19 protein-coding genes are annotated in these 22,415 nt (G+C 61.2%); 11 read left to right on the top strand and 8 right to left on the bottom strand.

The window, feature by feature from the left end:
- Window positions 1-3: 3 nt before the first annotated feature.
- Together ACR0MS_RS07355 and ACR0MS_RS07350 are read right to left on the bottom strand one after the other, a co-directional pair.
- Window positions 4-1,656, bottom strand: coding sequence for a DUF6504 family protein (locus ACR0MS_RS07355; RefSeq protein ID WP_480571527.1), 1,653 nt, complete (start codon window positions 1,654-1,656; stop codon window positions 4-6).
- Window positions 1,657-1,717: 61 nt separating this feature from the next.
- Window positions 1,718-2,008, bottom strand: coding sequence for an I78 family peptidase inhibitor (locus ACR0MS_RS07350; protein WP_480571530.1), 291 nt, complete (start codon window positions 2,006-2,008; stop codon window positions 1,718-1,720).
- A gap of 130 nt (window positions 2,009-2,138) precedes the next feature.
- Here ACR0MS_RS07350 and ACR0MS_RS07345 point away from each other — a divergent pair, with 130 nt between their 5' ends.
- A complete protein-coding gene (locus tag ACR0MS_RS07345; RefSeq protein WP_480571533.1) occupies window positions 2,139-3,251 on the top strand; it encodes an S-(hydroxymethyl)glutathione dehydrogenase/class III alcohol dehydrogenase in 1,113 nt (370 codons plus the stop codon).
- A gap of 94 nt (window positions 3,252-3,345) precedes the next feature.
- On the top strand, window positions 3,346-4,071 hold the full coding sequence (locus ACR0MS_RS07340) for an NYN domain-containing protein (protein WP_480571536.1): 726 nt from the start codon (window positions 3,346-3,348) through the stop codon (window positions 4,069-4,071).
- A 10-nt stretch (window positions 4,072-4,081) separates the two neighbouring features.
- Here ACR0MS_RS07340 and ACR0MS_RS07335 read toward each other — a convergent pair whose 3' ends face one another.
- From ACR0MS_RS07335 to ACR0MS_RS07325, 3 genes are all read right to left on the bottom strand, one after another.
- Window positions 4,082-5,020: a DMT family transporter gene (locus tag ACR0MS_RS07335; RefSeq protein ID WP_480571539.1), complete on the bottom strand. Its 939-nt coding sequence runs from the start codon at window positions 5,018-5,020 to the stop codon at window positions 4,082-4,084.
- Between the two features lie 107 nt (window positions 5,021-5,127).
- Window positions 5,128-5,541 (bottom strand): group III truncated hemoglobin, encoded by a 414-nt coding sequence (locus ACR0MS_RS07330; RefSeq protein ID WP_480591237.1) that lies wholly within the window; start codon window positions 5,539-5,541, stop codon window positions 5,128-5,130.
- A gap of 47 nt (window positions 5,542-5,588) precedes the next feature.
- Window positions 5,589-8,507 carry an error-prone DNA polymerase gene (locus tag ACR0MS_RS07325; RefSeq protein ID WP_480571545.1) on the bottom strand — a complete coding sequence of 973 codons (2,919 nt, stop codon included), beginning with the start codon at window positions 8,505-8,507 and terminating at the stop codon, window positions 5,589-5,591.
- 109 nt (window positions 8,508-8,616) lie between these two features.
- On the opposite strand from ACR0MS_RS07325, the gene ACR0MS_RS07320 reads away from it, so the two are divergent.
- From ACR0MS_RS07320 to polA, 4 genes are all read left to right on the top strand, one after another.
- Window positions 8,617-9,081 (top strand): DUF1203 domain-containing protein, encoded by a 465-nt coding sequence (locus ACR0MS_RS07320; protein WP_480571548.1) that lies wholly within the window; start codon window positions 8,617-8,619, stop codon window positions 9,079-9,081.
- 153 nt (window positions 9,082-9,234) lie between these two features.
- The gene (locus ACR0MS_RS07315) at window positions 9,235-9,411 is read left to right on the top strand and encodes a zinc-finger domain-containing protein (RefSeq protein WP_480571970.1); all 177 of its coding nucleotides are present in this window, start codon (window positions 9,235-9,237) and stop codon (window positions 9,409-9,411) included.
- A gap of 82 nt (window positions 9,412-9,493) precedes the next feature.
- A complete protein-coding gene (locus tag ACR0MS_RS07310) occupies window positions 9,494-9,964 on the top strand; it encodes a hypothetical protein (RefSeq protein ID WP_480571552.1) in 471 nt (156 codons plus the stop codon).
- A gap of 70 nt (window positions 9,965-10,034) precedes the next feature.
- The gene (polA, locus tag ACR0MS_RS07305) at window positions 10,035-12,830 is read left to right on the top strand and encodes a DNA polymerase I (RefSeq protein ID WP_480571555.1); all 2,796 of its coding nucleotides are present in this window, start codon (window positions 10,035-10,037) and stop codon (window positions 12,828-12,830) included.
- Between the two features lie 51 nt (window positions 12,831-12,881).
- On the opposite strand, the gene ACR0MS_RS07300 is transcribed toward polA, so the two are convergent.
- Both ACR0MS_RS07300 and ACR0MS_RS07295 read right to left on the bottom strand, forming a co-directional pair.
- On the bottom strand, window positions 12,882-13,112 hold the full coding sequence (locus ACR0MS_RS07300) for a DUF2798 domain-containing protein (RefSeq protein WP_480571558.1): 231 nt from the start codon (window positions 13,110-13,112) through the stop codon (window positions 12,882-12,884).
- 62 nt (window positions 13,113-13,174) lie between these two features.
- The gene (locus ACR0MS_RS07295) at window positions 13,175-13,930 is read right to left on the bottom strand and encodes a hydroxypyruvate isomerase family protein (protein WP_480571561.1); all 756 of its coding nucleotides are present in this window, start codon (window positions 13,928-13,930) and stop codon (window positions 13,175-13,177) included.
- A gap of 173 nt (window positions 13,931-14,103) precedes the next feature.
- On the opposite strand from ACR0MS_RS07295, the gene ACR0MS_RS07290 reads away from it, so the two are divergent.
- On the top strand, window positions 14,104-15,045 hold the full coding sequence (locus ACR0MS_RS07290) for a DMT family transporter (protein ID WP_480571564.1): 942 nt from the start codon (window positions 14,104-14,106) through the stop codon (window positions 15,043-15,045).
- Here ACR0MS_RS07290 and ACR0MS_RS07285 read toward each other — a convergent pair.
- Window positions 15,042-15,620, bottom strand: coding sequence for a DUF1285 domain-containing protein (locus ACR0MS_RS07285; RefSeq protein WP_480755254.1), 579 nt, complete (start codon window positions 15,618-15,620; stop codon window positions 15,042-15,044). The two genes, ACR0MS_RS07290 and ACR0MS_RS07285, sit on opposite strands and share 4 nt — an antisense overlap.
- A 64-nt stretch (window positions 15,621-15,684) precedes the next feature.
- Here ACR0MS_RS07285 and ACR0MS_RS07280 point away from each other — a divergent pair, with 64 nt between their 5' ends.
- From ACR0MS_RS07280 to ACR0MS_RS07265, 4 genes are read left to right on the top strand one after another with little or no spacing between them, the layout of a single operon-like run.
- Complete coding sequence (locus ACR0MS_RS07280) at window positions 15,685-16,692, top strand: AAA family ATPase (protein ID WP_170789493.1); 1,008 nt, start codon at window positions 15,685-15,687, stop codon at window positions 16,690-16,692.
- Complete coding sequence (locus ACR0MS_RS07275; RefSeq protein WP_171240299.1) at window positions 16,689-17,564, top strand: DUF58 domain-containing protein; 876 nt, start codon at window positions 16,689-16,691, stop codon at window positions 17,562-17,564. The genes ACR0MS_RS07280 and ACR0MS_RS07275 overlap by 4 nt, the downstream gene beginning before the upstream one ends.
- Window positions 17,561-20,323, top strand: coding sequence for a DUF4159 domain-containing protein (locus ACR0MS_RS07270; RefSeq protein WP_480571571.1), 2,763 nt, complete (start codon window positions 17,561-17,563; stop codon window positions 20,321-20,323). Before ACR0MS_RS07275 ends, ACR0MS_RS07270 begins: the two co-directional genes overlap by 4 nt.
- The gene (locus ACR0MS_RS07265) at window positions 20,320-22,362 is read left to right on the top strand and encodes a hypothetical protein (RefSeq protein ID WP_480571574.1); all 2,043 of its coding nucleotides are present in this window, start codon (window positions 20,320-20,322) and stop codon (window positions 22,360-22,362) included. Before ACR0MS_RS07270 ends, ACR0MS_RS07265 begins: the two co-directional genes overlap by 4 nt.
- Window positions 22,363-22,415 lie beyond the last annotated feature (53 nt).

Below are 22,415 nucleotides of genomic sequence, written 5' to 3'. Positions count from 1 at the left end.
ACTCTAACAAAACTGACCGTGGCAAAACCAACCCGCTGACATGGTGCCGCCATGTCCGTAAAACAGCCAGAGCCGTTCCCCTTGTTCGGTCACCACCACCCAGTAATCGCGCACGCCGCTGCGCCAGTTGGGGTCGTCCAGCCACCATTCCGGCGCGATCCGTTCCGGGCCGGTCGCCTGCGTCAACTGCCAGTCGCGCCCGCGCCAACGAAAGGCGCTGGGCACGTTCGGAGTGTCCGGGGCCATCACCGGTTCGGGCTGCCACATCTGCAAGGGGCGCGGGCGCGGCGGCGCAGGCCAGTCGCGCGCGGGCTCTGACCATGCCGCCGCCAATACCTGCGCGGTCTTCTCGGGGATGTGCGAGGCCGCCGGATGTCGCCGTGTGATCGCGTCTAACCCGACCCGCGCGCCCAGTTTGCCGATCAGATCCTCGACAGCGGTGTTTCCGTCCAGCCGCTCGCGCACGGCGCGGCGTGCCTCGGCATGACCCGTCATGGTGCGGGCGTGGATCGGCTCGGTCTGCACCGCCTCAAGCCGCAACATGTCGATGCCATAGCCCGCGTCGATCTTGTCAATTTTCATCTCTAACAAAGGCCGAATACGGTGTTTGTCATAAGTCGGACGGGCCAGGCCAACCTCGATAACCTCGGCTGCCTGATCCGCGCGATGCGCCTCAAGCCGCAATGTTCGCACCCCGCGCGCTTTCTCCTCCAGCTTGGCGCAAAGTGTTGGCAGAACCCGGTCTGTCGCGGCCATCACATCTTCGGTCAGGCCAATCGGGTTGGGCAGAGTCATCCGCACCGCAAAGTGATGCGGCGGACGGGCGGGTGAGACCGGCTCGGGCGCGCTGCCCATCGCCTGATCCAGCCGTAACACCAACCCCCGCCCGAACCGCCGCGCCAGTGATGCGCGTGGTTGGCCCAGCAAATCCCCGATCCGGCGCAGGCCCAGACGGTTCAACTGCGCCACCACCTGATCCTCAAGCCGCAGCGCCGCGATGGGCAGCGGGCTGAGCGCGCCATAAGATTGCCCCGGCGCTGCAATCCGCGCGCCGCCGCCCAACGCGACCACCTGTGGTGCGGCCCCGCCCTTGGTCCAGTGCCGCCGCTTGGTGGCGCGGGCGCGGGTGGCGCGGGCTTCTTGGCTGATGGCGTCGCCATTGCGGTCGGATGTGGCCTCTTGCCCCGCGTATCGCGCCAAAGCCCAGGCTGCGCCCAGCGTGTCGGCGATGCCCATCTGTACGCTCAGACCCATATCGGCGCAGTCGGTTTCGATCACGTTCAGCAGCGCCTCTTCCCCGCCGAACAGATGCGCGCATCCTGACAGGTCAACGATCAGGCCATCCGGTGCTTCCTCGGCCACCCACGGGCTGAACTTGCCCACCCAGCGGCGCAACGCGGTCAGAAAGGCAGCCTCGGCCGGGGTGTTGCGGGGGCGGGTGATCAGGGCGGCGCACATGGCGTGGGCATCACGCACCGGCTGACCGACACGCAGCCCCGCGGCCTGTGCCTGATCATTCAACGAGGTGACAACCTGCATGTTCGACTGTTCTGCCACCACCACCAAAGGCCCATCCTGCAGCCCCCGCGCAGCGCGGACCAGCCGTTCAGCCCCCAGGCGGGGAAACCAGAGTGAGAGTATTCGGCGTTTGGGCATCGGCAGACATCAAAATGTTCCCATTTTGTTCTTATCCGAGAATCACGTCCCGAGTCCACGCTTACCCGCAGGTCAGGCGTTGAATGATCCCTGCGCCATCGACGAACACGTTCAGCCGGTCAATGCGGTAATCCTGCGTGGCAATCCCGTCGGGGCCCAGTATGCGCGACCGTTCGGGCAATTGTGCCTGAATGGTCGAAACCGGTTGGCCAACGGAATCGGCGAATGCCTCACCCTGACAAAAGGCAAGATCAACGGGTGCGGCCTCGGGTGCGATGCGGGCCTCTTCCGGGGCGGGCGGAGTTTCGGCACAGGCTGCCAGCAGGACCAGCGCGGGTAAAAATCGATGCATTGGCGTTTCTCCTCCTGACAACGTCGTTACTGCAATATCAAACAATTAGCCAATCTGTCACGAAAGCACAGTTGAAAACGCCCTGTAATTGACGCAGGGTCGAGGCATAAAAGACAGGGAGACAAGCACAATGCGTACCCGTGCCGCCGTCGCCGTCCAGGCGGGCAAACCTTTGGAAGTGATGGATGTGAACCTCGAAGGCCCCAAAGCGGGCGAGGTTCTGGTCGAGATCAAGGCAACCGGCATCTGCCATACGGATGAATTCACCCTGTCCGGAGCCGACCCCGAGGGGCTGTTCCCCGCGATTCTGGGCCATGAAGGTGCCGGTGTCGTGGTCGAGGTCGGTCCGGGTGTCACCAGCCTGAAGCCGGGCGATCACGTGATCCCGCTCTACACCCCTGAATGCCGCGAGTGTGAATATTGTCTGCACCCCAAGACCAATCTGTGTCAGGCGATCCGCGAAACGCAGGGGCAAGGGTTGATGCCCGATGGCACCTCGCGCTTTTCGACCTTGGACGGCGATCCGATCCTGCACTACATGGGCTGCTCGACCTTCGCCAACCACACGGTTCTGCCCGAAATTGCGCTGGCGAAAGTGCGTGAGGACGCGCCGTTTGACAAGATCTGCTATATCGGCTGCGGCGTGACGACCGGTATCGGCGCTGTCATCAACACCGCCAAAGTGGAAATCGGCAGCCGTGCCATCGTGTTCGGTCTGGGCGGTATCGGTCTGAACGTCATTCAGGGCCTTCGTCTGGCCGGGGCCGATCAGATCGTCGGCGTCGATCTGAACCCCGCCAAGGTTGAGATGGCGACCAAGTTCGGTATGACCGATTTCGTGAACCCAGCCGAGGTCGAGGGCGATCTGGTGCCTTATCTGGTCAATCTGACCAAAGGTGGCGCGGATTACACCTTTGATGCTACCGGCAATGTGGGCGTGATGCGCGCCGCACTGGAATCGGCGCATAAGGGCTGGGGTGAATCGATCATCATCGGCGTGGCACCTGCTGGGGCCGAGATCTCGACCCGTCCGTTCCAGCTGGTCACCGGGCGTTCGTGGCGCGGCACGGCCTTTGGCGGTGCCCGTGGCCGGACCGATGTGCCGAAAATCGTCGACTGGTACATGGAAGGGAAGATCGAGATCGACCCGATGATCACCCACACCATGGGTCTGGACGACATCAACCACGGGTTCGACCTGATGCATAAGGGTGAGAGCATCCGTTCGGTTGTAGTCTACTGATAAAGCGAAAATAAATTCACGGGGCGGGCTTTTGCTCGCCCTTTTTGTTCTTACATTCATCCTCAAGAATACTATTTCAGGTTGAGGGATTGAATTGACGACACGGAATACTGACCGCCTTGCGGTCCTGATTGATGCAGACAATGTGCCAGCAAAACATGCGGCAGAGATTTTTGAAGAAATTGCCACATTGGGTGAAGCCGGGCTGAGGCGTATCTACGGCGATTTTTCCAGCGGATCGCCACAAGGGTGGAGCGCCCAATCTTTGGCTGAATTCGCTATTGTTCCCCACCAGCAATTTGCGAACACCACCGGTAAAAACTCCAGCGATATTGCGCTGGTCATTGATGCAATGGATATTCTGCATTCAAGCCGATTTAGCGGATTTGTCTTGGTATCTTCGGACAGCGATTTTACCCGACTTGCAAGCCGTATCCGAGAACAGGGTTTGGACGTGTTTGGAATAGGTGAGCGGAAGACGCCCAAGGCGTTTGTGGCCGCCTGTAACAGGTTTATCTATATCGAAAATATCGAAAAACTGGAAACCGGCGTACCGCAAAACAAAAAGCCTGAAAGTTTGAAGACGAAGCATGAATTGAACCATGCATATCAGTTGATCCGGAATGTCGTGTTGAACACGAATGAACCTGACGGATGGGCAAGCCTTGCTTTCGTCGGAAGTCAGCTGGGAAAGATGTATCCCGACTTTGATTCACGCACATATGGCCACAAAAGATTGAGCGACTTGGTGCGGGCCATCGACCGTTTTGAAAAGAGTGGTACAAACGGCGATCTAAAGATCAGATGCGGGGAAGTTTGAAGAGAGAGAATTAATCCCCCGGCCGCGTCGCCCCCGTATCCGAACGCGGTGACCGTACCCGCAGAACCGGAGTATTGACCGACGAGGTATTCGCCCGGCTCTCGCGCCAGACGACAAAGACGCCGGATGCGATGATGATGCTGGCTCCGACCGCGACCCAGCCGTCGGGTCGTTCGCCGAAAAAGATCATGCCGAACAGCGTGGCCCAGATGATCTGGCTGTATTGGCTGGGCGCGACGACCCCGGCGGGCGCAGCGCGGTAGGCCAGTATGATCAGGTGCTGGGCGATGACTGAAAACACTCCAACCAGCGCCATCATCGCCAGATGCAACAGCGAGGGCGGCAGGTAGACCGCGGGTTGGGCCAGACTCATCACCAAGATGGCCAGCAGCATCGGGTAGAGGATCAGCACCGCCGAGCGTTCCTCATTCCCGATCTTGCGCACCAGAACGGATGCAAAGGCGCTGCAAAACGCGGCTGTCAGGGCGGCAAGATGGCCAAGCGTGATGTCTGTCGCCCCGGGGCGCAAAACGATCAGCACGCCGATCAGACCGACGCCGACGGCTGCCCAGCGCTGGGCGCGCACGACCTCTCCCAAAATGGGGATGGACAGGACTGTTACGATCAGCGGGAAGGAAAACAGCAGCGAGTACACCTCGGCCAGTGGCAGGACCGAGAAGGCATAAAACGCGCAGGACATGCCGGTGACCATCAGGGCCGAGCGCAGCAGGACCAGCCACGGGTGGTGCGGCAGGAAATTCCCGGTGGCCCGGTCGGTCAGGATCGTGACTGCCATTGGCACGAATGAGAATAGCGTGGCGAAAAAGATGATCTGCATCACCGAGTAGGTCCCGCCCAGCACCTTGATCAGCGCGTCATGGCTGGCAAAGACCGCAAAGCCTGCAAAAGCATAGCCAAGGCCCTTGAGGGTGTTGTTTTGCGTGGTCATCACGAAGGTCTCGGCAATATGTCAGGTGGGTTGCCTGTTGCTTACCCCTATTTGGCCGAGTCTGGTAGCCTCAATTTTACCGCTAACATCGGTTTTTGGTTGGGGCGCTATCGCAAGATCGGCGGTGCGTCCTTGGGTTGGCGTGCGGACTGAACGCCCGCCTTCATTCCAACGCCGATCCTGCGCGCCAGCGCGACCCATGGGGTGGCGGTTTCCGACGGCAGGGTCTGGTTGGCGACCTCTTCGAAAAGGTCCAGCCAGTGGGCGAACATCTCGGGCCGCACGTCAGGCTGTTCGATATGGACCCGCTGCGGATTACCGTCATAGCTGCGCTCAAACAGGATGGCGTTGCGCCAGAAGGCGGCGATCTTGTCCTCATGCGCGGGCCAGTCTTGGACGTGTTTGTTGAAGACCGGTCCCAGCACCGCATCCTCGCGCACGCGGGCATAAAAGGCGCGGACCTGCGCGTTGATCTGGTCCGGTGTCGCGGGAAAGCGTGGCGGCAGGGTGGGTCGGGTCATCTGGGTCTCGGGCTTCGGCACTGTTTCGGGCATACCCGGCTGCGCGCTCAGGCAACAGGCGTGGTTTTGTCGCGCGGCTCGGGGGTCAGCAGGTGCCGGATCAGGGCCACCGGATGCGCCTTGAGGCTGAGGCGGGTGGCCACGTAATCCTCGACCACCTGCTCGCCCAAGGTCATCTGCGGCAGATAAGCTTCGGGTTCCTCCAGCGCCTCGCCCTCCAAATCCTGCGAAAACAGCGGCAGCGGCTTCGCGGTGGCAATCGCCTTGGCCTGCCACAGCGCCTCGCGCCGGGTCAGGTCGCAGGCGGCAAAGGCATCGGCCTCGGCCAGCCGTTCGATCACCGACGGCCCCAGCCCCGCGCGGCGCCACACGTCATCGACCTGATGGTAGCCATTGCCGCGTGCAGCGGTCAGCCAACTGGCGTCTTCCTCGCTCAGGCCCTTGATTTGACGGAACCCCAGTCGCAGGGCCAGCCCGCCGTGACCGTCGGGTTCCATCACATTGTCCCAAAAGCTGGCATTGATGCAGACCGGGCGCACCTGTACGCCGTGTTCACGCGCATCCCGCACGATCTGGGCGGGGGCGTAGAACCCCATCGGCTGCGAATTCAGCAGCGCGCAGGCAAAGATGCCCGGATGATGGCATTTGATCCAGGCTGAGGCATAGACCAGCAGCGCAAAGCTGGCCGCGTGGCTTTCGGGGAAGCCGTAAGAGCCGAAGCCTTCGATCTGGGAAAAACAGCGTTCTGCGAAATCCTGTTCGTACCCGTTGCGTTTCATCCCACGCAGGAACAGCGCGCGGAACTCGCTGACATTGCCGTGCTTTTTGAAGGTCGCCAGTGATCGCCGCAGCCGGTCGGCCTGTTCCGGGGTGAACCCCGCGCCCACGATGGCGATCTGCATGGCCTGTTCTTGAAACAGCGGCACACCCAGCGTTTTGCCCAGCACCTCACCCAACGCGTCTGAGGGGAAGCTGACCTCTTCCTCTCCGTTCCGGCGGCGGATATAGGGGTGGACCATGTCGCCCTGAATGGGGCCGGGGCGGATGATGGCGACCTCGATCACCAGATCATAGAAATTGCGTGGCCGCATCCGGGGCAGGAAGTTCATCTGGGCGCGCGATTCCACCTGAAACACGCCGATCGAGTCCGCCTTGCACAGCATGTCATAGACCACCGAGTCCTCGGGCGGCAGGGTGGCGAGGGTATAGCCCGTCTGGTGGTGCTGGGTGATCAGATCGAACGCCTTGCGGATACAGGTGAGCATCCCAAGGCTGAGCACATCGACCTTCAGAATGCCCAGCGAGTCGATATCGTCCTTGTCCCAGCAGATGACCGTGCGATCCTCCATCGTGGCGTTTTCGATGGGAACAAGCTCGTCCAACCGCCCTTCGGTGATGATGAACCCACCCACATGCTGCGAGAGGTGACGGGGGAAGCCGTCAATCTCATAGACCAGCATTAGAGTCTGTTTCAGCCGTCGATCCTCGGGGTCGAGGCCGATTTCGCGCATCCGTTCGGCCTCGATCCCTTTGGCCGAGAAGAACCCCCAAAGCTGAGAGGACAGAGCCGAGATCGTATCCTCGGTCAGGCCCATGGCGCGGCCGACCTCACGGATGGCGCGCTTGCCGCGATAGTGCACGACCGTGGCGCAGAGCCCCGCGCGTTCGCGGCCATAGCGGTCATAAATGTGCTGGATCACCTCTTCGCGGCGTTCATGTTCAAAGTCGACGTCGATATCGGGGGGCTCGTCCCGTGCCTCGGAGACGAAGCGTTCAAACACCATCGTGCCCATCTCGGGGCTGACCTCGGTGATGCCAAGACAGAAGCAGACCACCGAATTGGCCGCCGAGCCGCGCCCTTGGCACAGGATGCCGCGCGAGCGGGCGAAATGGACGATATCGCGGACGGTCAGGAAATAGGGCTCATATTTCAGCTTGCCGATCAGGGTCAGCTCATGCGCCAGCATTTTCTTGGCCTTCTCCGACGCCCCCGCCGGATAGCGCCACTTCAGCCCCTCATGCGCCAGTCGGTAAAGGCGTTCGGTCGAAGTTTCCTGCGCGCTGCCCTCGCTGGGGTATTCATAGCGCAGCTCATCGAGTGAAAAGGTGAGGGTTTCGCTGAGCGTATAGGCGCGGGTGACAGCGCCCTCATGACCCGTGAAGATACGTAGCATCTCACCCTCGGAGCGTAGGCGCTGTTCGCCATTGGCCAGTGCCTCGCGGCCCAGATCATCGACCTTGCGGCGCAGGCGGATGGCGGTCAGCACATCGGCCAGTTTGCGGCGGGTGCCGTGGTGCATCATCGGCGCGGCACTGGCGAGGGTGGGGATGCCGAGTTGCTTTGAATTAGCCTCTAACAAGGGAAAATGAGTACTATCGGCACCGTCATATCTGGGGTGCATTAGCAGATGCATCCGCCCGGCAAAGCGGCGCGTCAACTGCTGCGCCTGTGTCCGCCACGCGTCCGCGCCGCCCTGTGACGGGGTCGCCTGTGGCCAGAGCAGCAGGTGGAGACCGTCGGAAAACTCCATCAGGTCGGACAGATGCAGGATGCAGTCGCCTTTTTCAGCCCGCAGGCGACCAGCCGACAGAATACGGCACAGGTTGCCCCAGCCCTGCCGGTTCAGGGGCAGGGCGGTGACGGTGGGTGCGTCGGTAAAGATCAGCCGCGCGGCGGGGATCAGGCGCGGCACTGCGTGGACGGGATATGAGGGCGGTTTGGGGATGTGATCGGGGCAGGGCGGGCCGACAGAGGTGTTCTGCGCCTCCCACTCCAACCGTTCGCGTACCTTTCGGGCGATCTCGCGCGCCTGGGTGTGGGCGCGAACGATCCCGGCCACCGAATTGTCGTCGGCAATCGCGATGGCGGGCAGGCCCAGGGTGACGGCACGCTCCATGTATTCCTCGGGGTGGGACGCCCCGGTGAGGAAGGTGAAATTCGACGTGATCGACAGCTCGGCATACATGGCGATTCCCTATTATATTCACCTTTTGTTCTTTTTCGAGTCCTTTGCGCAGGAAACGGGTCGCTTGGCTTTGCGACGCTGGGCAGGGTGGACAAAAAGGAGACCTGACATGTTCAAGATCACTGCACTGCCCACCGATGAGGTGCGCGCCCTCCAAGCCGGTGGGCCGGACGCTTACGGCACAGCGCCCGAACGCGCCATTTCAACCGGCGCAGGCAATCCCTGCCGGCACTGTTTGCAGAACATCCCAGAGGGAGAAAGCATGTTGGTACTGGCCTATCGGCCTTTTTTAGAGACACATTCTTACGCAGAAACCGGCCCGATCTTTTTGTGCAGCAGCCCGTGTGACCGGTACGAAGGTGACGCAATGCCCGAAATCCTGACCACCGCGCCGGACTATCTGATCAAGGGCTACGGAGGGGATGATCGGATTGTCTATGGCACCGGGGTGATCGCCCCAACGCAGGACATCGCGACAGCGGTCGAGGGGATTTTTGCCCGGTCAGACGTCGCCTATATCCATGTTCGATCTGCGCGCAACAACTGCTACCAGGCCCGGATCGACCGCATTTAACCCGTCTGAGGCCGCAGCCACATGTCTTTGCCATCTAACGGTGATCCTGATTGCCGCATCGCGCATGCGGCACTTGCCCCCGGTTTGCGCATCGCTCATAAACGCAGTGACACATGCCCCGCGAGGCCGACAACCGAAGAAGGATCGCCAGCCGTGACCATCGAAGCGCCGGAAACCAAGATCGTGGAAACCGCCCGAGTTGCCTGTGATGGCGGCGAAGGTGCGTTGGGCCATCCGCGCGTGTGGCTGCAAATCCCCGAAGACACTGGTTGGGTCGAATGCCCCTATTGCGACTGCAAATATGTCCTGAAGGGCACAGAAAAGGGCTGATCGCCCTTTCGGGATGTGAACGCCAAAATCTCGCCGCGTTTTTCGTGCTAAGGCTCAACCGGAACCAATCCGGGTGAGAGTGATGACAGACCTTCACGCTACTGACACAGAAAACCCTGTTTTTGGTTGGACAGGGTTTGGCCTCGCGTCGATTGCGCTGTTTGCAGCGCTTTTTGTGTTCTGGGCAGGACCGTTCGCGCCGCAGCAATCCACCGGGGTTTCCTTGGGGGAATTGGCGGCCGAGATCGGAAAATCCACGCTGCGCGCCGCGGCCGGGCTTGAGCAGCCCGAACCGGTGGCACCGACCCGTGATCTGGATGATTTCCTGCGTATCGGGGTCGCCATGCTGGGCGGGCTGGCAATTGTGTTGTCCGTTATTGGTATCCTGCGTCACGAAAAGAGACGCCCCGCTATTGCAGGCGTTGCCATTGGTGTGGGCGCGATCCTGTTCCAGTTCTTTGCCTTTGCATTTTTTGCCTTCCTCGGTGTGTTGATTATCATGGCGCTGCTGAACAGTTTCTCGGACGTCTTCAGCGGCCTGTTTGGTGGATAAGCCGCGTTCCTGACTGGTCACGCGCGCGGCCCTGTGGCAGAACCATCCCTGACCGACAGGGAGAGCGCGCATGAGCAATTTCGGAAAAGGATGTCATCTGCATCTGATCGACGGATCGGCCTTTATTTTCAGGGCTTATCACGCGCTGCCGCCGCTGACGCGCAAATCCGACGGGCTGCCGATCGGGGCGGTGTCGGGGTTCTGCAACATGCTGCAGAAATATGTCGAAGGGAATGATGGGCCTGATGCGCCGACTCATGTGGCGGTGATCTTTGACAAAGGCTCACACACGTTCCGCAATGACCTTTATGACCTTTACAAAGCCAACCGCGAGGCGATGCCCGAGGATCTGCGCCCGCAGATGCCCCTGACCCGCGAGGCGACCCGCGCCTTCAACATCGCCTGCAAAGAGCTTGAGGGCTATGAGGCGGACGACATCATCGCCACGCTTGCGGTGCAGGCGCGTGAGGCCGGCGGGCGGGTGACCATCGTGAGTTCCGACAAAGACCTGATGCAGTTGGTGGGCGGCGGCGTCGAAATGCTGGACGCGATGAAAAACAAACGCATCGACCGCGATGGCGTGGTCGAGAAATTCGGCGTTGGTCCTGAACGGGTCGTGGATGTGCAGGCGTTGGCCGGGGATTCCGTGGACAACGTACCGGGCGCTCCGGGCATTGGCGTCAAGACCGCCGCCTTGCTGATCAATGAATATGGTGATCTGGAAACCCTGCTGGACCGCGCAGAAGAGATCAAGCAGCCCAAACGTCGTCAGACCCTGATCGAAAAGCGCGACCAGATCGAGCTGTCGAAGAAACTGGTGCAGTTGGACGAAAACACGCCTCTGGACTTCACGCTGGACGATCTTGAGGTGAAAGACCCCGAGCCGGACACGCTGATGGGCTTTCTGGCCGAGATGGAGTTCCGCACCCTCACGAAGCGGATTGCCGACAAGCTTGGCGTCGACTCTCCTGTGATCCCCGAAGCCCCTGCGCCCGAGGTTGTATCAGAGGCCGAGGTGATCCCGTTTGATGCCTCAAAATACGAATGTGTGAGGGATGCGGCGGCTTTGCAGATGTGGATCGACCGGGCCTATGAAACCGGCTGGGTGGCCGTCGATACCGAGACGACGGGCCTGAATGAGATGATCGCTGATCTGGTGGGCATATCGCTAAGTGTTGAGGCTGGTTCGGCCTGTTACATCCCGCTGACGCACCGCGATGGGGCCGCAGATGATCTGTTCGGCTCAGACGCGCTGGCCGAGGGACAAATGCCTTTGGATGAGGCTCTAACCCTGTTGAAACCGATGCTTGAGGACCCGTCGATCCTGAAGATCGGGCAGAACATGAAATATGACGCCAAGATTTTCGCACGCTACGGCGTGGAAGTGGCGCCGATCGACGACACGATGTTGATGTCTTACGCCATGCATGGTGGCGAGCATGGGCACGGGATGGATACCCTGTCCGAGCGCTATCTGAGCCACACGCCGATTCCGATCAAGCCGCTGCTGGGCTCGGGCAAATCGGCAATCACTTTCGACAAGGTGCCGATTGATGAGGCCACGGCTTACGCCGCTGAGGATGCGGATATCACCTTGCGCCTGTGGAAGCTGTTCAAACCGCAACTGCATCAGGTGCAGGTGACGACGGTGTATGAGACGCTCGAACGCCCTCTGGTGCCTGTCCTCAAGGAAATGGAAATGCACGGCATCAAGGTCGACCGCGATGTCCTCAGCCGCATGTCCAACACCTTCGCGCAGAAAATGGCCGGGTTAGAGGCTGAAATTCACGAATTGGCCGGGGAGACTTTCAATGTCGGCTCGCCCGCGCAACTGGGTGAGATTCTGTTCGACAAGATGGGACTTGAGGGCGGCAAGAAGGGTAAAACCGGGAAATACTCGACCGGGGCCGATATTCTGGAAGACTTGGCCACCGAGCACGAGTTGCCCCGCCGCGTGCTGGATTGGCGGCAGCTTTCCAAGCTGAAATCGACCTATACCGATGCGTTGCAAACCCATATCAACCCCGATACGGGCCGGGTGCATACGTCTTATTCGATCACGGGGGCCAACACGGGCCGTCTGGCCTCGACCGATCCGAACCTTCAAAACATTCCGGTGCGCACCGAAGAAGGCCGCCGCATTCGCGAGGCGTTCATTGCTGAGCCGGGCAATGTGATGGTCAGCCTCGACTATAGCCAGATTGAGCTGCGCATTTTGGCCCATATTGCCGATATTCCGGCGCTGAAACAGGCGTTTTCGGATGGGCTGGACATTCACGCGATGACCGCATCCGAGATGTTTGACGTGCCACTGGACGAGATGACGCCGGATATCCGCCGTCAGGCCAAGGCGATTAACTTTGGTGTGATCTATGGCATTTCCGGCTTTGGTCTGGCGCGCAACCTGCGCATTCCGCGGGCCGAGGCGCAGGGCTTTATCGACCGGTACTTCGAGCGGTTCCCGGGTATCAGAGCCTATATGGACGACACGGTCGCCTTTGCCAAAGAGCATGGCTATGTCCAGACGCTGTTTGGGCGCAAGATTCACACGCCCGAAATCAACGCCAAGGGGCCGCACGCAGGCTTCTCGCGCCGGGCGGCGATCAATGCACCAATTCAGGGGACAGCGGCAGACGTGATCCGGCGCGCGATGGTGCGGATGCCAGAGGCGATCAACGGGTTACCTGCAAAGATGCTGTTGCAGGTGCATGACGAATTGCTGTTCGAAGTGGCCGAGGATGCGGTGGATCAGGTGATCACTGTGGCGCGCGACGTGATGGAAGGCGCATCGGACCCGGCGGTGAAACTGGACGTCAAGCTGAGTGTCGATGCCGGGCAGGGTGCGAACTGGGCCGAGGCACACTGAGGCACACCAGCGCGCTTCTCATCAGGTCCGACTGACCCTCTTCGCAGCGGGTCAGTCCTGCGGCCTGACCAGGCGATTGACCAACCGTTGCACGGCAGGTCCGAGAATCAGGATGACCGAGAACGCGATCGGCCAGCAAAAGGCCCAGGAAGCCATCCAGTCGCCCAGTGTGGTTGGGCCTATCCCGATCGCCTTTACCGTAGCGATACCTGTAACGATGCAGGACATCAGGCCCGACATGATCAGGCTGAACAGAGCGCGGGCAAAGCGGGCAGGGATCATTGACTAAATCCTATTGGTCTCGACCCATGTCATCTGCGGGATTTTTTAGAAAAATGCCAGAGCTAGGCGCGCATCCACCTCAAGCTGTTGATCGTTTGCGGTGTTGAGGGCACGTATTCGGCGCTGACCCATCCTGCGTATCCTGCATCATCCATCGCGCTGAACAGGGCGGGAAAATCGGTTGACCCGCGCCCGGGTTCGGATCGGTCCGGTGCCGCGCCAATTTGGGCGTGAACCATATTGTCGTTGAACCGGGTCCACACGTCCAGCGCGTTGCCATGGATCATATGGGCGTGAAAGCTGTCGAATTGCAGGCCGATATTGGGGCGGTTCACACGGTTCAAAACATCAGCAGCCAGATCGTAGTCGTTCAGGAAATAGTCTGGCTGCGAAACCGGGTTCAGCGGCTCAATCGTGAACTGTTGCTGGGGCGCGAAATCGGCAGCCCATGTCAGGTTCTGCACGAAACAGTCCAGCGCGTCCGGCCCCGAGGCATAGCCCGACATGATGTGTATCAGCCCCGGTTTCAGAACCTCGGCGTAACGCATCACGCGACGCATATCCGATTGGAACCGTGCTTCGCCGCCGGGGATTGCCGCATAGCCCGGCTGTCCGCCCGTGTAATTCGGTGGTGGCGCGTTGATCAGGACAAGGTCCAACCCATTGGACAGCAAGGCCCGCCGCGTCTCCTTGGCGGCCAGATCATAGGGAAACAGAATCTCAACGGCTTGAAACCCGGCCTCTGCTGCAGCCTGAAACCGGTCGAGATAGGGAAGCTCTGCAAAGAGCAATGAGATATTGGCGGCAAATTTGGGCATTGGCAGGTCCGGACATTTGGTGAGCGGACCTTAGCTGTCGGGTGATTTCAGGGAAAGGGACTGAAAACGACAGATTGTCGAAAATCGGCCAGATCGTCCGATGCAATTCAGAGACATTCGGGACAATGCGGCGAATCATTTTCGGTCGCCGGTCCAACAGAAGGTCTGACACCATGGCGATGAGCCCTGACCCCGTGCGCGGGAACACTCTTTCTGTGTCCGCCGGGCGCAGTTCTGCCTTGCCCGGCAATGGCTTGGCGGTGGCCAGCATGCTGACATGGGCGGCCGGTTTTCCGGCGGCCGAGGTGTTGTTGCAAAGCTGGCCTCCGGTCGCGTTGCTGGTGGCGCGACTTGCGATTGCGGTGTTGGTGATGGTGCCGATCTGGGTGCTGTTTGACGGGCCCTCACGGGTGCTGCGTGCCCGCTGGGGACATGCGATGCTGGTCGGCGGAACGCTGGGGGCGGGGATGTTCCTGATCATTCTGGCGCAAAAGCTGACCGACCCGGTGACCGTGGCCATCATCGCCTCATGCGCGCCCTTGTTTGCGACTTTGCTGGAGCTGGCGACGGGTGCGCGGCGTCTGCGTTGGAATTTTGCCATCGGAGTCGTCGTGTCGATCATCGGAGGGTTGATCGCGACCAGCGCGGTGGCCCCTGCGCAACTGGGGCTGGGCGCGGGGTGTGCCATTGTGTCGACGGGGCTGTTTTGCTGGGCAAGCATGGCAACCGCGCGGGACTTTCCTGAACTCAGCCAAACCGGGCGCAGCACCATTACATTCTTGGGCGGGCTGGTCGTGGCTGTCATTCTATTCGTCACGGCGGGGCAGTTGGGGATGGATGTCATCCCTGCGGCTCCGGTCGACATGCAGCAGGCGGGGATGCTGATGATCTACGCGCTGATCTCGATGGGGTTGAGCCAGGTGTTCTTTATCTCATCGGTCGGCAGGATCGGCGTGGCGCTGGCCTCGTTCCACATCAACATCGCGCCGTTTTACGTGATGTTGATCATGCTTGTGCTGGGGGATGAGTGGAACTGGACCCGCGCGCTGGGCGCGGGGATCGTGGCGGTGGCCGTGGTGCTGGCGCAAGACCGTCGGGTGGCGCGCCGGGCCTAACCCGGCAAATCCTCGGACCGGATCAGGGGGAAAAACTGTCCGCCTGACCAGACGCCGAACCATCCGTCATTGTGTTCGGCAATGTCGACCATCCGGTAGAAACTTTTGCGGTCGATCCGCGCTTCGAGGTTGGCACGCACCAATATGTAGGGCGCGGGCTCATCTGTTTCAGGGTCGATAACAATGCGGATCGGGTGATCCGGTCCTGCGACGGCGGTATCACCGACATGTGTCGTGAAAGTCAGCACCTGCGCCGCGCCGGTGTCCGTCGCATCGAAATCAACCGCCACAAAAGGCGCGTCCTCGACAGTGATTCCCACCTTCTCGACCGGGGTAACGAGGTAATATTTCCCGTCTTCCTTCTTAAGAATTGAGGAAAAAAGCTTCACAAGCTCGAACCTGGTGATCGGTGACCCTAGATAAGACCAAGAGCCATCTTTGGCGATATGGATGTCCAGATCGCCACAAAACGGAGGATTCCACAGATGAACCGGGGGCAAGCCCCTGGTTTTGGCGGCTTTGACTGATGCCGCAATGCCATCAGGGGAAGGTGTCACAGGTTTTTGTCCGCTCATTACTTTTGCCATTTCCTTTTCGCGCGATACACTTCAACCATATTAGTCCACGGAAGGGAAAGTCATGACCGAACCTGCCGACCTCGTGTCCGAGATCGAAGCGCTGGAAACCAAACTGCAAGAGGCCAAGTCCTCGATCACCCGCCGCTTTATCGGACAGGAACGGGTCGTGGACCTGACCCTGACCGCGCTGCTGTGCGGCGGGCATGCGCTGTTGATCGGTTTGCCCGGTCTGGGTAAGACGCGACTGGTTGAAACGCTGTCGACGGTGATGGGCTTGCACGGCAATCGCATCCAGTTCACGCCGGACCTGATGCCTGCTGATATTCTGGGGTCCGAGGTTCTGGATACTGCCGAAGATGGCAGCCGTCATTTCCGCTTTATTTCAGGCCCGATCTTTTGCCAGTTGCTGATGGCCGATGAGATCAACCGTGCCAGCCCCCGGACGCAATCGGCGCTGCTGCAAGCGATGCAGGAACGCACGGTGACGGTCGCGGGCGAGGATCGCTCGCTGGGGACGCCGTTCCATGTGTTGGCGACGCAAAACCCGATTGAACAAGAGGGCACATATCCGCTGCCCGAGGCGCAGTTGGACCGCTTTCTTGTGCAGATCGACGTGGAATACCCGGATCGTCAGACCGAGCGGGATATTCTGTTGGCCACTACGGGTGTTGAGGAAGACGACGCGCATGAGATTTTCACTAAAGAGGAGTTGCTGGCCGCGCAGGTTCTTTTGCGCCGGATGCCGGTGGGCGACTCGGTCGTTGAACTGATCCTCGATCTGGTTCGTGCCTTCCGCCCTGACGAGGCAGGCGTGTCTGAGCGTGTGGCTGAAACCGTTGCGTGGGGGCCGGGTCCGCGAGCGGCGCAGGCGCTGATGATGACGGTGCGCGCACGGGCGATGTTGCAAGGACGGCTGGCCCCGAATGCCGAGGATGTGCTGGACATGGCACGCCCTGTCCTCAGCCACCGGATGGCGCTGAACTTTGCGGCGCGTGCGCGCGGGGACAGCCTTGCTGATCTGATCGAATCCACGGCTGCCGGGTTGATCCGCACCGAGGCTGCGGCGTGAATGCCGCGCTGACCCTTCGCGAAAGATCCGAGGCCGAGGCGTCCCGGCTGCCGCCCCTGTTGGCGCGGGCTGAACATCTGGCCGGAACCGTTCTGCTGGGCGATCACGGGCGCAGGCGGTCGGGTCTGGGTGATGATTTCTGGCAATACCGCCCGGCACAGATCGGCGACAGCCGACGGATGATCGACCATCGCCGCTCGGCGCGCGGGGATCAGCAATTTGTGCGCGAACGCGAATGGCAGATCGCGCAATCGGTGATGCTCTGGGTCGATCAGGGCGCGTCGATGCGGTTTGCGTCCGACAAATCCCTGCACACCAAAGCGGACCGGGCGCGCCTGCTTGGTCTATCAACGGCGATCCTGCTGGTGCGGGGCGGGGAACGCGTCGGCCTGACCGGAACAACCCTTCCGCCCCGGCGCGGCAATGCGCAGATCGTGCGACTGGCGCAGGCGTGGTCCGAAGATGCCGCAGCCGATTACGCCCCGCCCGAACATAGGGCCATGATCCCACATGCGCGTGCCGTCTTCATTTCCGATTTCCTCGGGCCGATGGATGAGGTCGAACTGGCCCTGACCAAAGCCGCCGACCGGGGCGTGCGCGGTGTTCTGTTGCAGGTTCTGGACCCGACCGAGGAGAGCTTTCCCTATCGCGGGCGGACCATATTTGAAAGCGTTGGCGGCACAGCGCGACACGAAACCCTCAAGGCCGGAGAGTTGCGGGACCGTTATCTGGAGCGTCTCGCCAGCCGCAAGGACGCACTGACGCAACTGTGTCGCGCGACCGGATGGCAACTTGGGTTGCACCACACGGGTGACAGCGCGCAAGCGGCTCTGTTGTGGCTCTATCGTGCGCTGGACGGGGGAACGGCATGACAGTTCTGGCGGGTATAGGGTTTACCGCACCGTGGGTGTTGCTGGGTCTTTTGACCCTGCCCATTCTGTGGCTGATCCTGCGCGCCGTGCCTCCCGCGCCCATCCGCAGGCTGTTTCCGGCGGTCACGCTGCTGCTGGGGCTGAAGGATGAAGAAAGCGTTTCGGACCGCACCCCGTGGTGGTTGCTGCTGTTGCGTATGCTGGCGGCGGCGGCGATTATCATCGGGTTGGCCGGCCCGGTTCTGAACCCGTCCCGAGAGCAAGCCGGATCAGGGCCATTGATGTTGGTGCTGGATGGAAGCTGGGCGGGCGCATCCCGTTGGTCTTCGACGCTGGATCAGATCGACGCGCAACTGACCGAGGCCGGGCGCGCCGGGCGCACGGTCGCGATCCTTAACCTGACAGACCCAGAGGTTCCTGTATTCCAGGCTGCCGAAGCGTGGAGCGGTCGATTGCCGGGATTGGTTCCGATGCCGTGGCAGCCCACGGCGACACAGGTTGAACAGGCTCTGGCCGCGCTGGATCAGGTTGAGGGCGGGTTTGAAACGCACTGGTTCAGCGATCGGCTGGCCTTTGAGGGCAGTGATGCGATGCTTGCGGCTTTGCAGGCGCGCGGGGGTGTGACCGTGTATCAGTCGCCCTCGTCCGTTGTTGGGTTATTGCCGGCTGGCTATCAGGACGGTGTCATTCAGTTGACCGCGCAGCGGGCTGAGGCTGGTCCGGCTGAGCGCTTCACGGTTCTGGCGCAGGGCCGCGATCCGGCGGGGGCGATGCGGGTGTTGCAATCTGCCGAGGTGGAATTTGCAGGCGACGAAACGCAGGCCCAGATAGAACTGGCCCTGCCGTCAGAACTGCGCGCCCGGATCACGCGGTTTGAAATTCAGGGCCAGCGGTCTGCCGGGGCTGTGACATTGACCGATGACAGCCTGCGACGGCGTGAAGTTGCGTTGATCGCCGGGACACGGAACCGCGAAGGGTTGGAGCTGCTGTCACCGCTGCATTACCTGACGCAGGTTTTGATCCCGACGGCGGATTTTGTTGATGGCGGATTGCTGGATGTGCTGCCAGCCAACCCGGATGTGATCGTTCTGGCCGATGTCGCCAAACTGTCCGGGGGCGAACAATCGGCGCTGGTCGAATGGGTTGAACAAGGCGGGTTGCTGCTGCGATTTGCGGGGCCGCGCATGGCCGCCAGTGGTCTGGGCCGTGACGAGGAAGATATCCTGTTGCCGGTCCGCCTGCGCAGCGGTGGCCGGTCTGTCGGCGGCGCGATGAGCTGGGGCGAGGCCAAGGGGCTGGCGCCGTTCCCCGAAAGCTCACCCTTTTACGGGCTGAAAGTGCCCGGAGATGTATCTGTCATCACGCAGGTCATGGCACAACCAGACCCTAATCTGGCGGATCGCGTGATTGCATCGCTGTCGGACGGCACGCCACTGGTGACCCGCAAAGCGCTTGGGCTGGGTCAGGTTGTGCTGTTTCATGTGACGGCTGATGCAGAATGGTCTAGCCTTCCCCTGTCGGGCCTGTTTGTCGAAATGCTGGATCGGCTGGCCGTCGCCTCGGCCGCCAAGTCTCGGCAGGTGTCTCAGTTGCAGGGCACCACGTGGGAGCCAATTCAGGTGATGGATGGGTTCGGCACCTTGTCTGATGCTGGCAATCTGTCGGGCGTCGATGGTGTCGATCTTGTCTCCGGTGAAATTGGCCCGGATCTGCGTCCGGGGCTCTACGAAAGCGGCAAGCAAAAGCTGGCGCGGAATGTCCTGACCAGCGACACGGTCCTTAGCCCGGCTGTCTGGCCGTCGGATGTGCCCATCAAGGGGCAGGAAATTAGCACAGAAACGCCCATCGGGGGTATCCTGCTCAGCCTTGCGCTGCTGTTGCTGACGGTGGATGTCATTGCGTCTCTGGCGCTGTCAGGACGGTTGGGTCTGGCCAAGGCCGCGGCCACTGCGGTCGGAATATTGTTGTTTGTGCCCCAAGCGGACGCGCAAACGCCCGCGGATACAGATTTTGCCCTGAACGCCACCAAGGAACTTGTGCTGGCGCATGTCCTGACGGGTGATGCGCAGGTCGATGACATTGCGGGTGCCGGAATGCGGGGTCTTGCGCAAACGCTCTTTTATCGCACGTCTGTCGAACCGGCCGAACCGATCGGCGTTGATCTGGAACGGGATGAGCTGGCCTTTTTCCCGCTGCTCTACTGGCCCATAACCCCCCAGCAACCGCAACCGTCTGCCGAAGCCTACGCCAAGCTCAATGCTTACCTCCGCTCGGGTGGGATGATCCTGTTTGACACGCGGGACTCGGATGTGGCGCGATTTGGGGCCTCCAGCCCCAATGGGCGCAAATTGCAGCAGTTGGCCGCGCCTTTGAACATCCCTTCGTTAGAGCCTGTCCCGCGTGACCATGTCCTGACGCGCGCTTTCTATCTGCTGCAGGATTTTCCGGGGCGCTACGCCGGAACCGAGGTCTGGGTCGAAGCCGCGCCGCTGGATGCCGAACAGATCGAGGGGATGCCGTTCCGCAACCTCAACGATAACGTGACGCCAGTGGTAATCGGCGGCAATGACTGGGCCGGAGCATGGGCCGTTGACCGCAACGGTCAGGCGCTGTTGCCCGTTGGACGCGGCTATGCGGGTGAGCGACAACGAGAGCTGGCCAATCGCTTTGGTGTCAATCTGGTCATGCACGTTCTGACCGGGAACTATAAATCCGATCAGGTGCACGTGCCTGCCTTGCTGGACAGGTTGGGACAATGACAGGAACCGTTATCTTTGATCCCCTGATCCCGTGGCCTGTTTTGGCCACCGTTGCCGCTATTGCTCTTGCCGGGGTGGTTCTGGCCCTGTGGCGGGGTCTGTCCGGTTGGGCGCTACGCGGTTTGGCGGCCCTTGTCGTGATCGGGGCGCTGGTCGGTCCGGTCTACCAGATCGAGGATCGCGCGCCCCTGACGGACATCGTGTTGATGATCGAGGATGAAAGCGCCAGTCAGACCCTTTCGGACCGGGCCGAGCAGACCGCGTTGGCGGCTGAAGAACTGGCCGCCGAGATCGAGTCGCGCGACAATACCGAGCTGCGCCGGATCAAAGTCGGCGATGGTGACGGCGACGAAGGTACGCAGGTCATGGCCGCATTGAACGAGGCCTTGGCCGAGGAACCGCGCGCGCGGATCGCCGGAATTCTCGTGGTTTCGGACGGGATTGTGCACGATGCGGATCTGGCACCGGACCTGCCAGCACCGATGCATCTGCTGCAAACCGGGCGTGCCACAGATTGGGACCGCCGCCTTATTGTGCGCAATGCCCCGGCCTTTGCCATTATCGGTGAGCCGGTTACCCTGACCCTGCGCGTTGAGGACAGCGGCGCCGCCCCTGCTGGCGCGACCAGCGCGCCGCTTGAAATTTCGGTCGACGGGGCCGAGCCCGAACACTTTTCGATCCCCATTGGCGTCGATGTGGAATTGCCTGTCAGCCTTCCGCATGGCGGGCGCAATGTCATTCAGTTCACGGTGCCCGAAGCCGAAGGCGAACTGACAGACCGTAACAACACGGCGCTGATCCAGATGAACGGCGTCCGTGATCGTCTGCGCGTGCTGCTGGTATCGGGTGAACCCCATCCGGGCGGGCGGACGTGGCGGAACCTGCTGAAATCCGACAGCTCGGTCGATCTGGTGCATTTCACGATCCTGCGGCCACCTGAAAAACAGGACGGCGTTCCGGTGGATGAGTTGTCGCTGATCGCATTCCCGACTCGAGAGCTGTTTCTGGAAAAGATCAACGATTTTGATCTGATTATCTTTGACCGTTACAAGCGGCGAGGCATTTTGCCTGCCATCTATCTGGACAACGTCAACAACTATATCAACGACGGCGGTGCCGTCCTGATCGCGGCGGGGCCTGACTTTGCCAGCGCGGACAGTATCTTTCGTTCCCCTCTGGCCCCGATCCTGCCTGCGCAGCCAACCGCGCGGGTGATCGAGGAACGCTTTGTCCCGATGGTGACCGATCTGGGGCACCGCCATCCGGTCACGACTGATCTTGGCGATTCCGAACAATGGGGTGCGTGGCTACGCCAGATCGACGTAAAGCACCGCTCGGGCGAGCTGCTGATGACCGGGATTGATGACCGGCCCTTGCTGGTTCTGGATCGTGTAGGCGAAGGTCGCGTGGCGATGCTGGCTTCGGATCACGCGTGGCTCTGGAGTCGCGGGTTCGAGGGGGGCGGGCCGCAGCTCGAACTACTGCGCCGGCTGGCGCATTGGATGATGAAGGAACCCGAGCTTGAGGAAGAAGCGCTGTGGGCCGAAGCCAACGGCCAGATCATGCGCATCATTCGGCAGACCCTAGAGGATGAGGTCGGCCCGGTTACGGTCACGCGCCCGAATGGGGAAACGCTGGACATCACGCTGGACATGATTTCCCCCGGCCGGTTCGAAACCCAGTATTTCGGGCCGGAAATCGGACTATACCGGTTGCAGGAAGGCGAGTTATCCGCGGTCATCGGGTTGGGTCCGGCCGCGCCGAAAGAATTTGAGCGCACGATTGCAACCTCGGACGTTCTGGATCCGCTGCTGGCTGGATTGCGCGGTGGGGCGATCAGGCTAGAGGACGGCCTGCCCGCCATCCGCAATGTTCGCGCGGGGCGACCGGCGTCCGGGCGCGGCTGGATTGGATTGACACCGCGCGACGCTTATGAAACCCGGGACGTCACGCAGGCCGGTTTGCTGCCGCCGTGGTTGGTGCTGCTTCTGGCGGGCGGCTTCCTGCTGGGCGGTTGGTTGCGCGAGGGGCGTCGCTGACGGCCCGCGCCCGTGACCCGAACAGCGCGGTAAGCGCTTAAACACTTCTTCAC

Source organism: Ruegeria sp. CJ2 (genome assembly GCF_056536745.1).
Note: the sequence above shows the minus strand (reverse complement) of the source record. Positions and strands in the feature narration are given on the sequence as shown.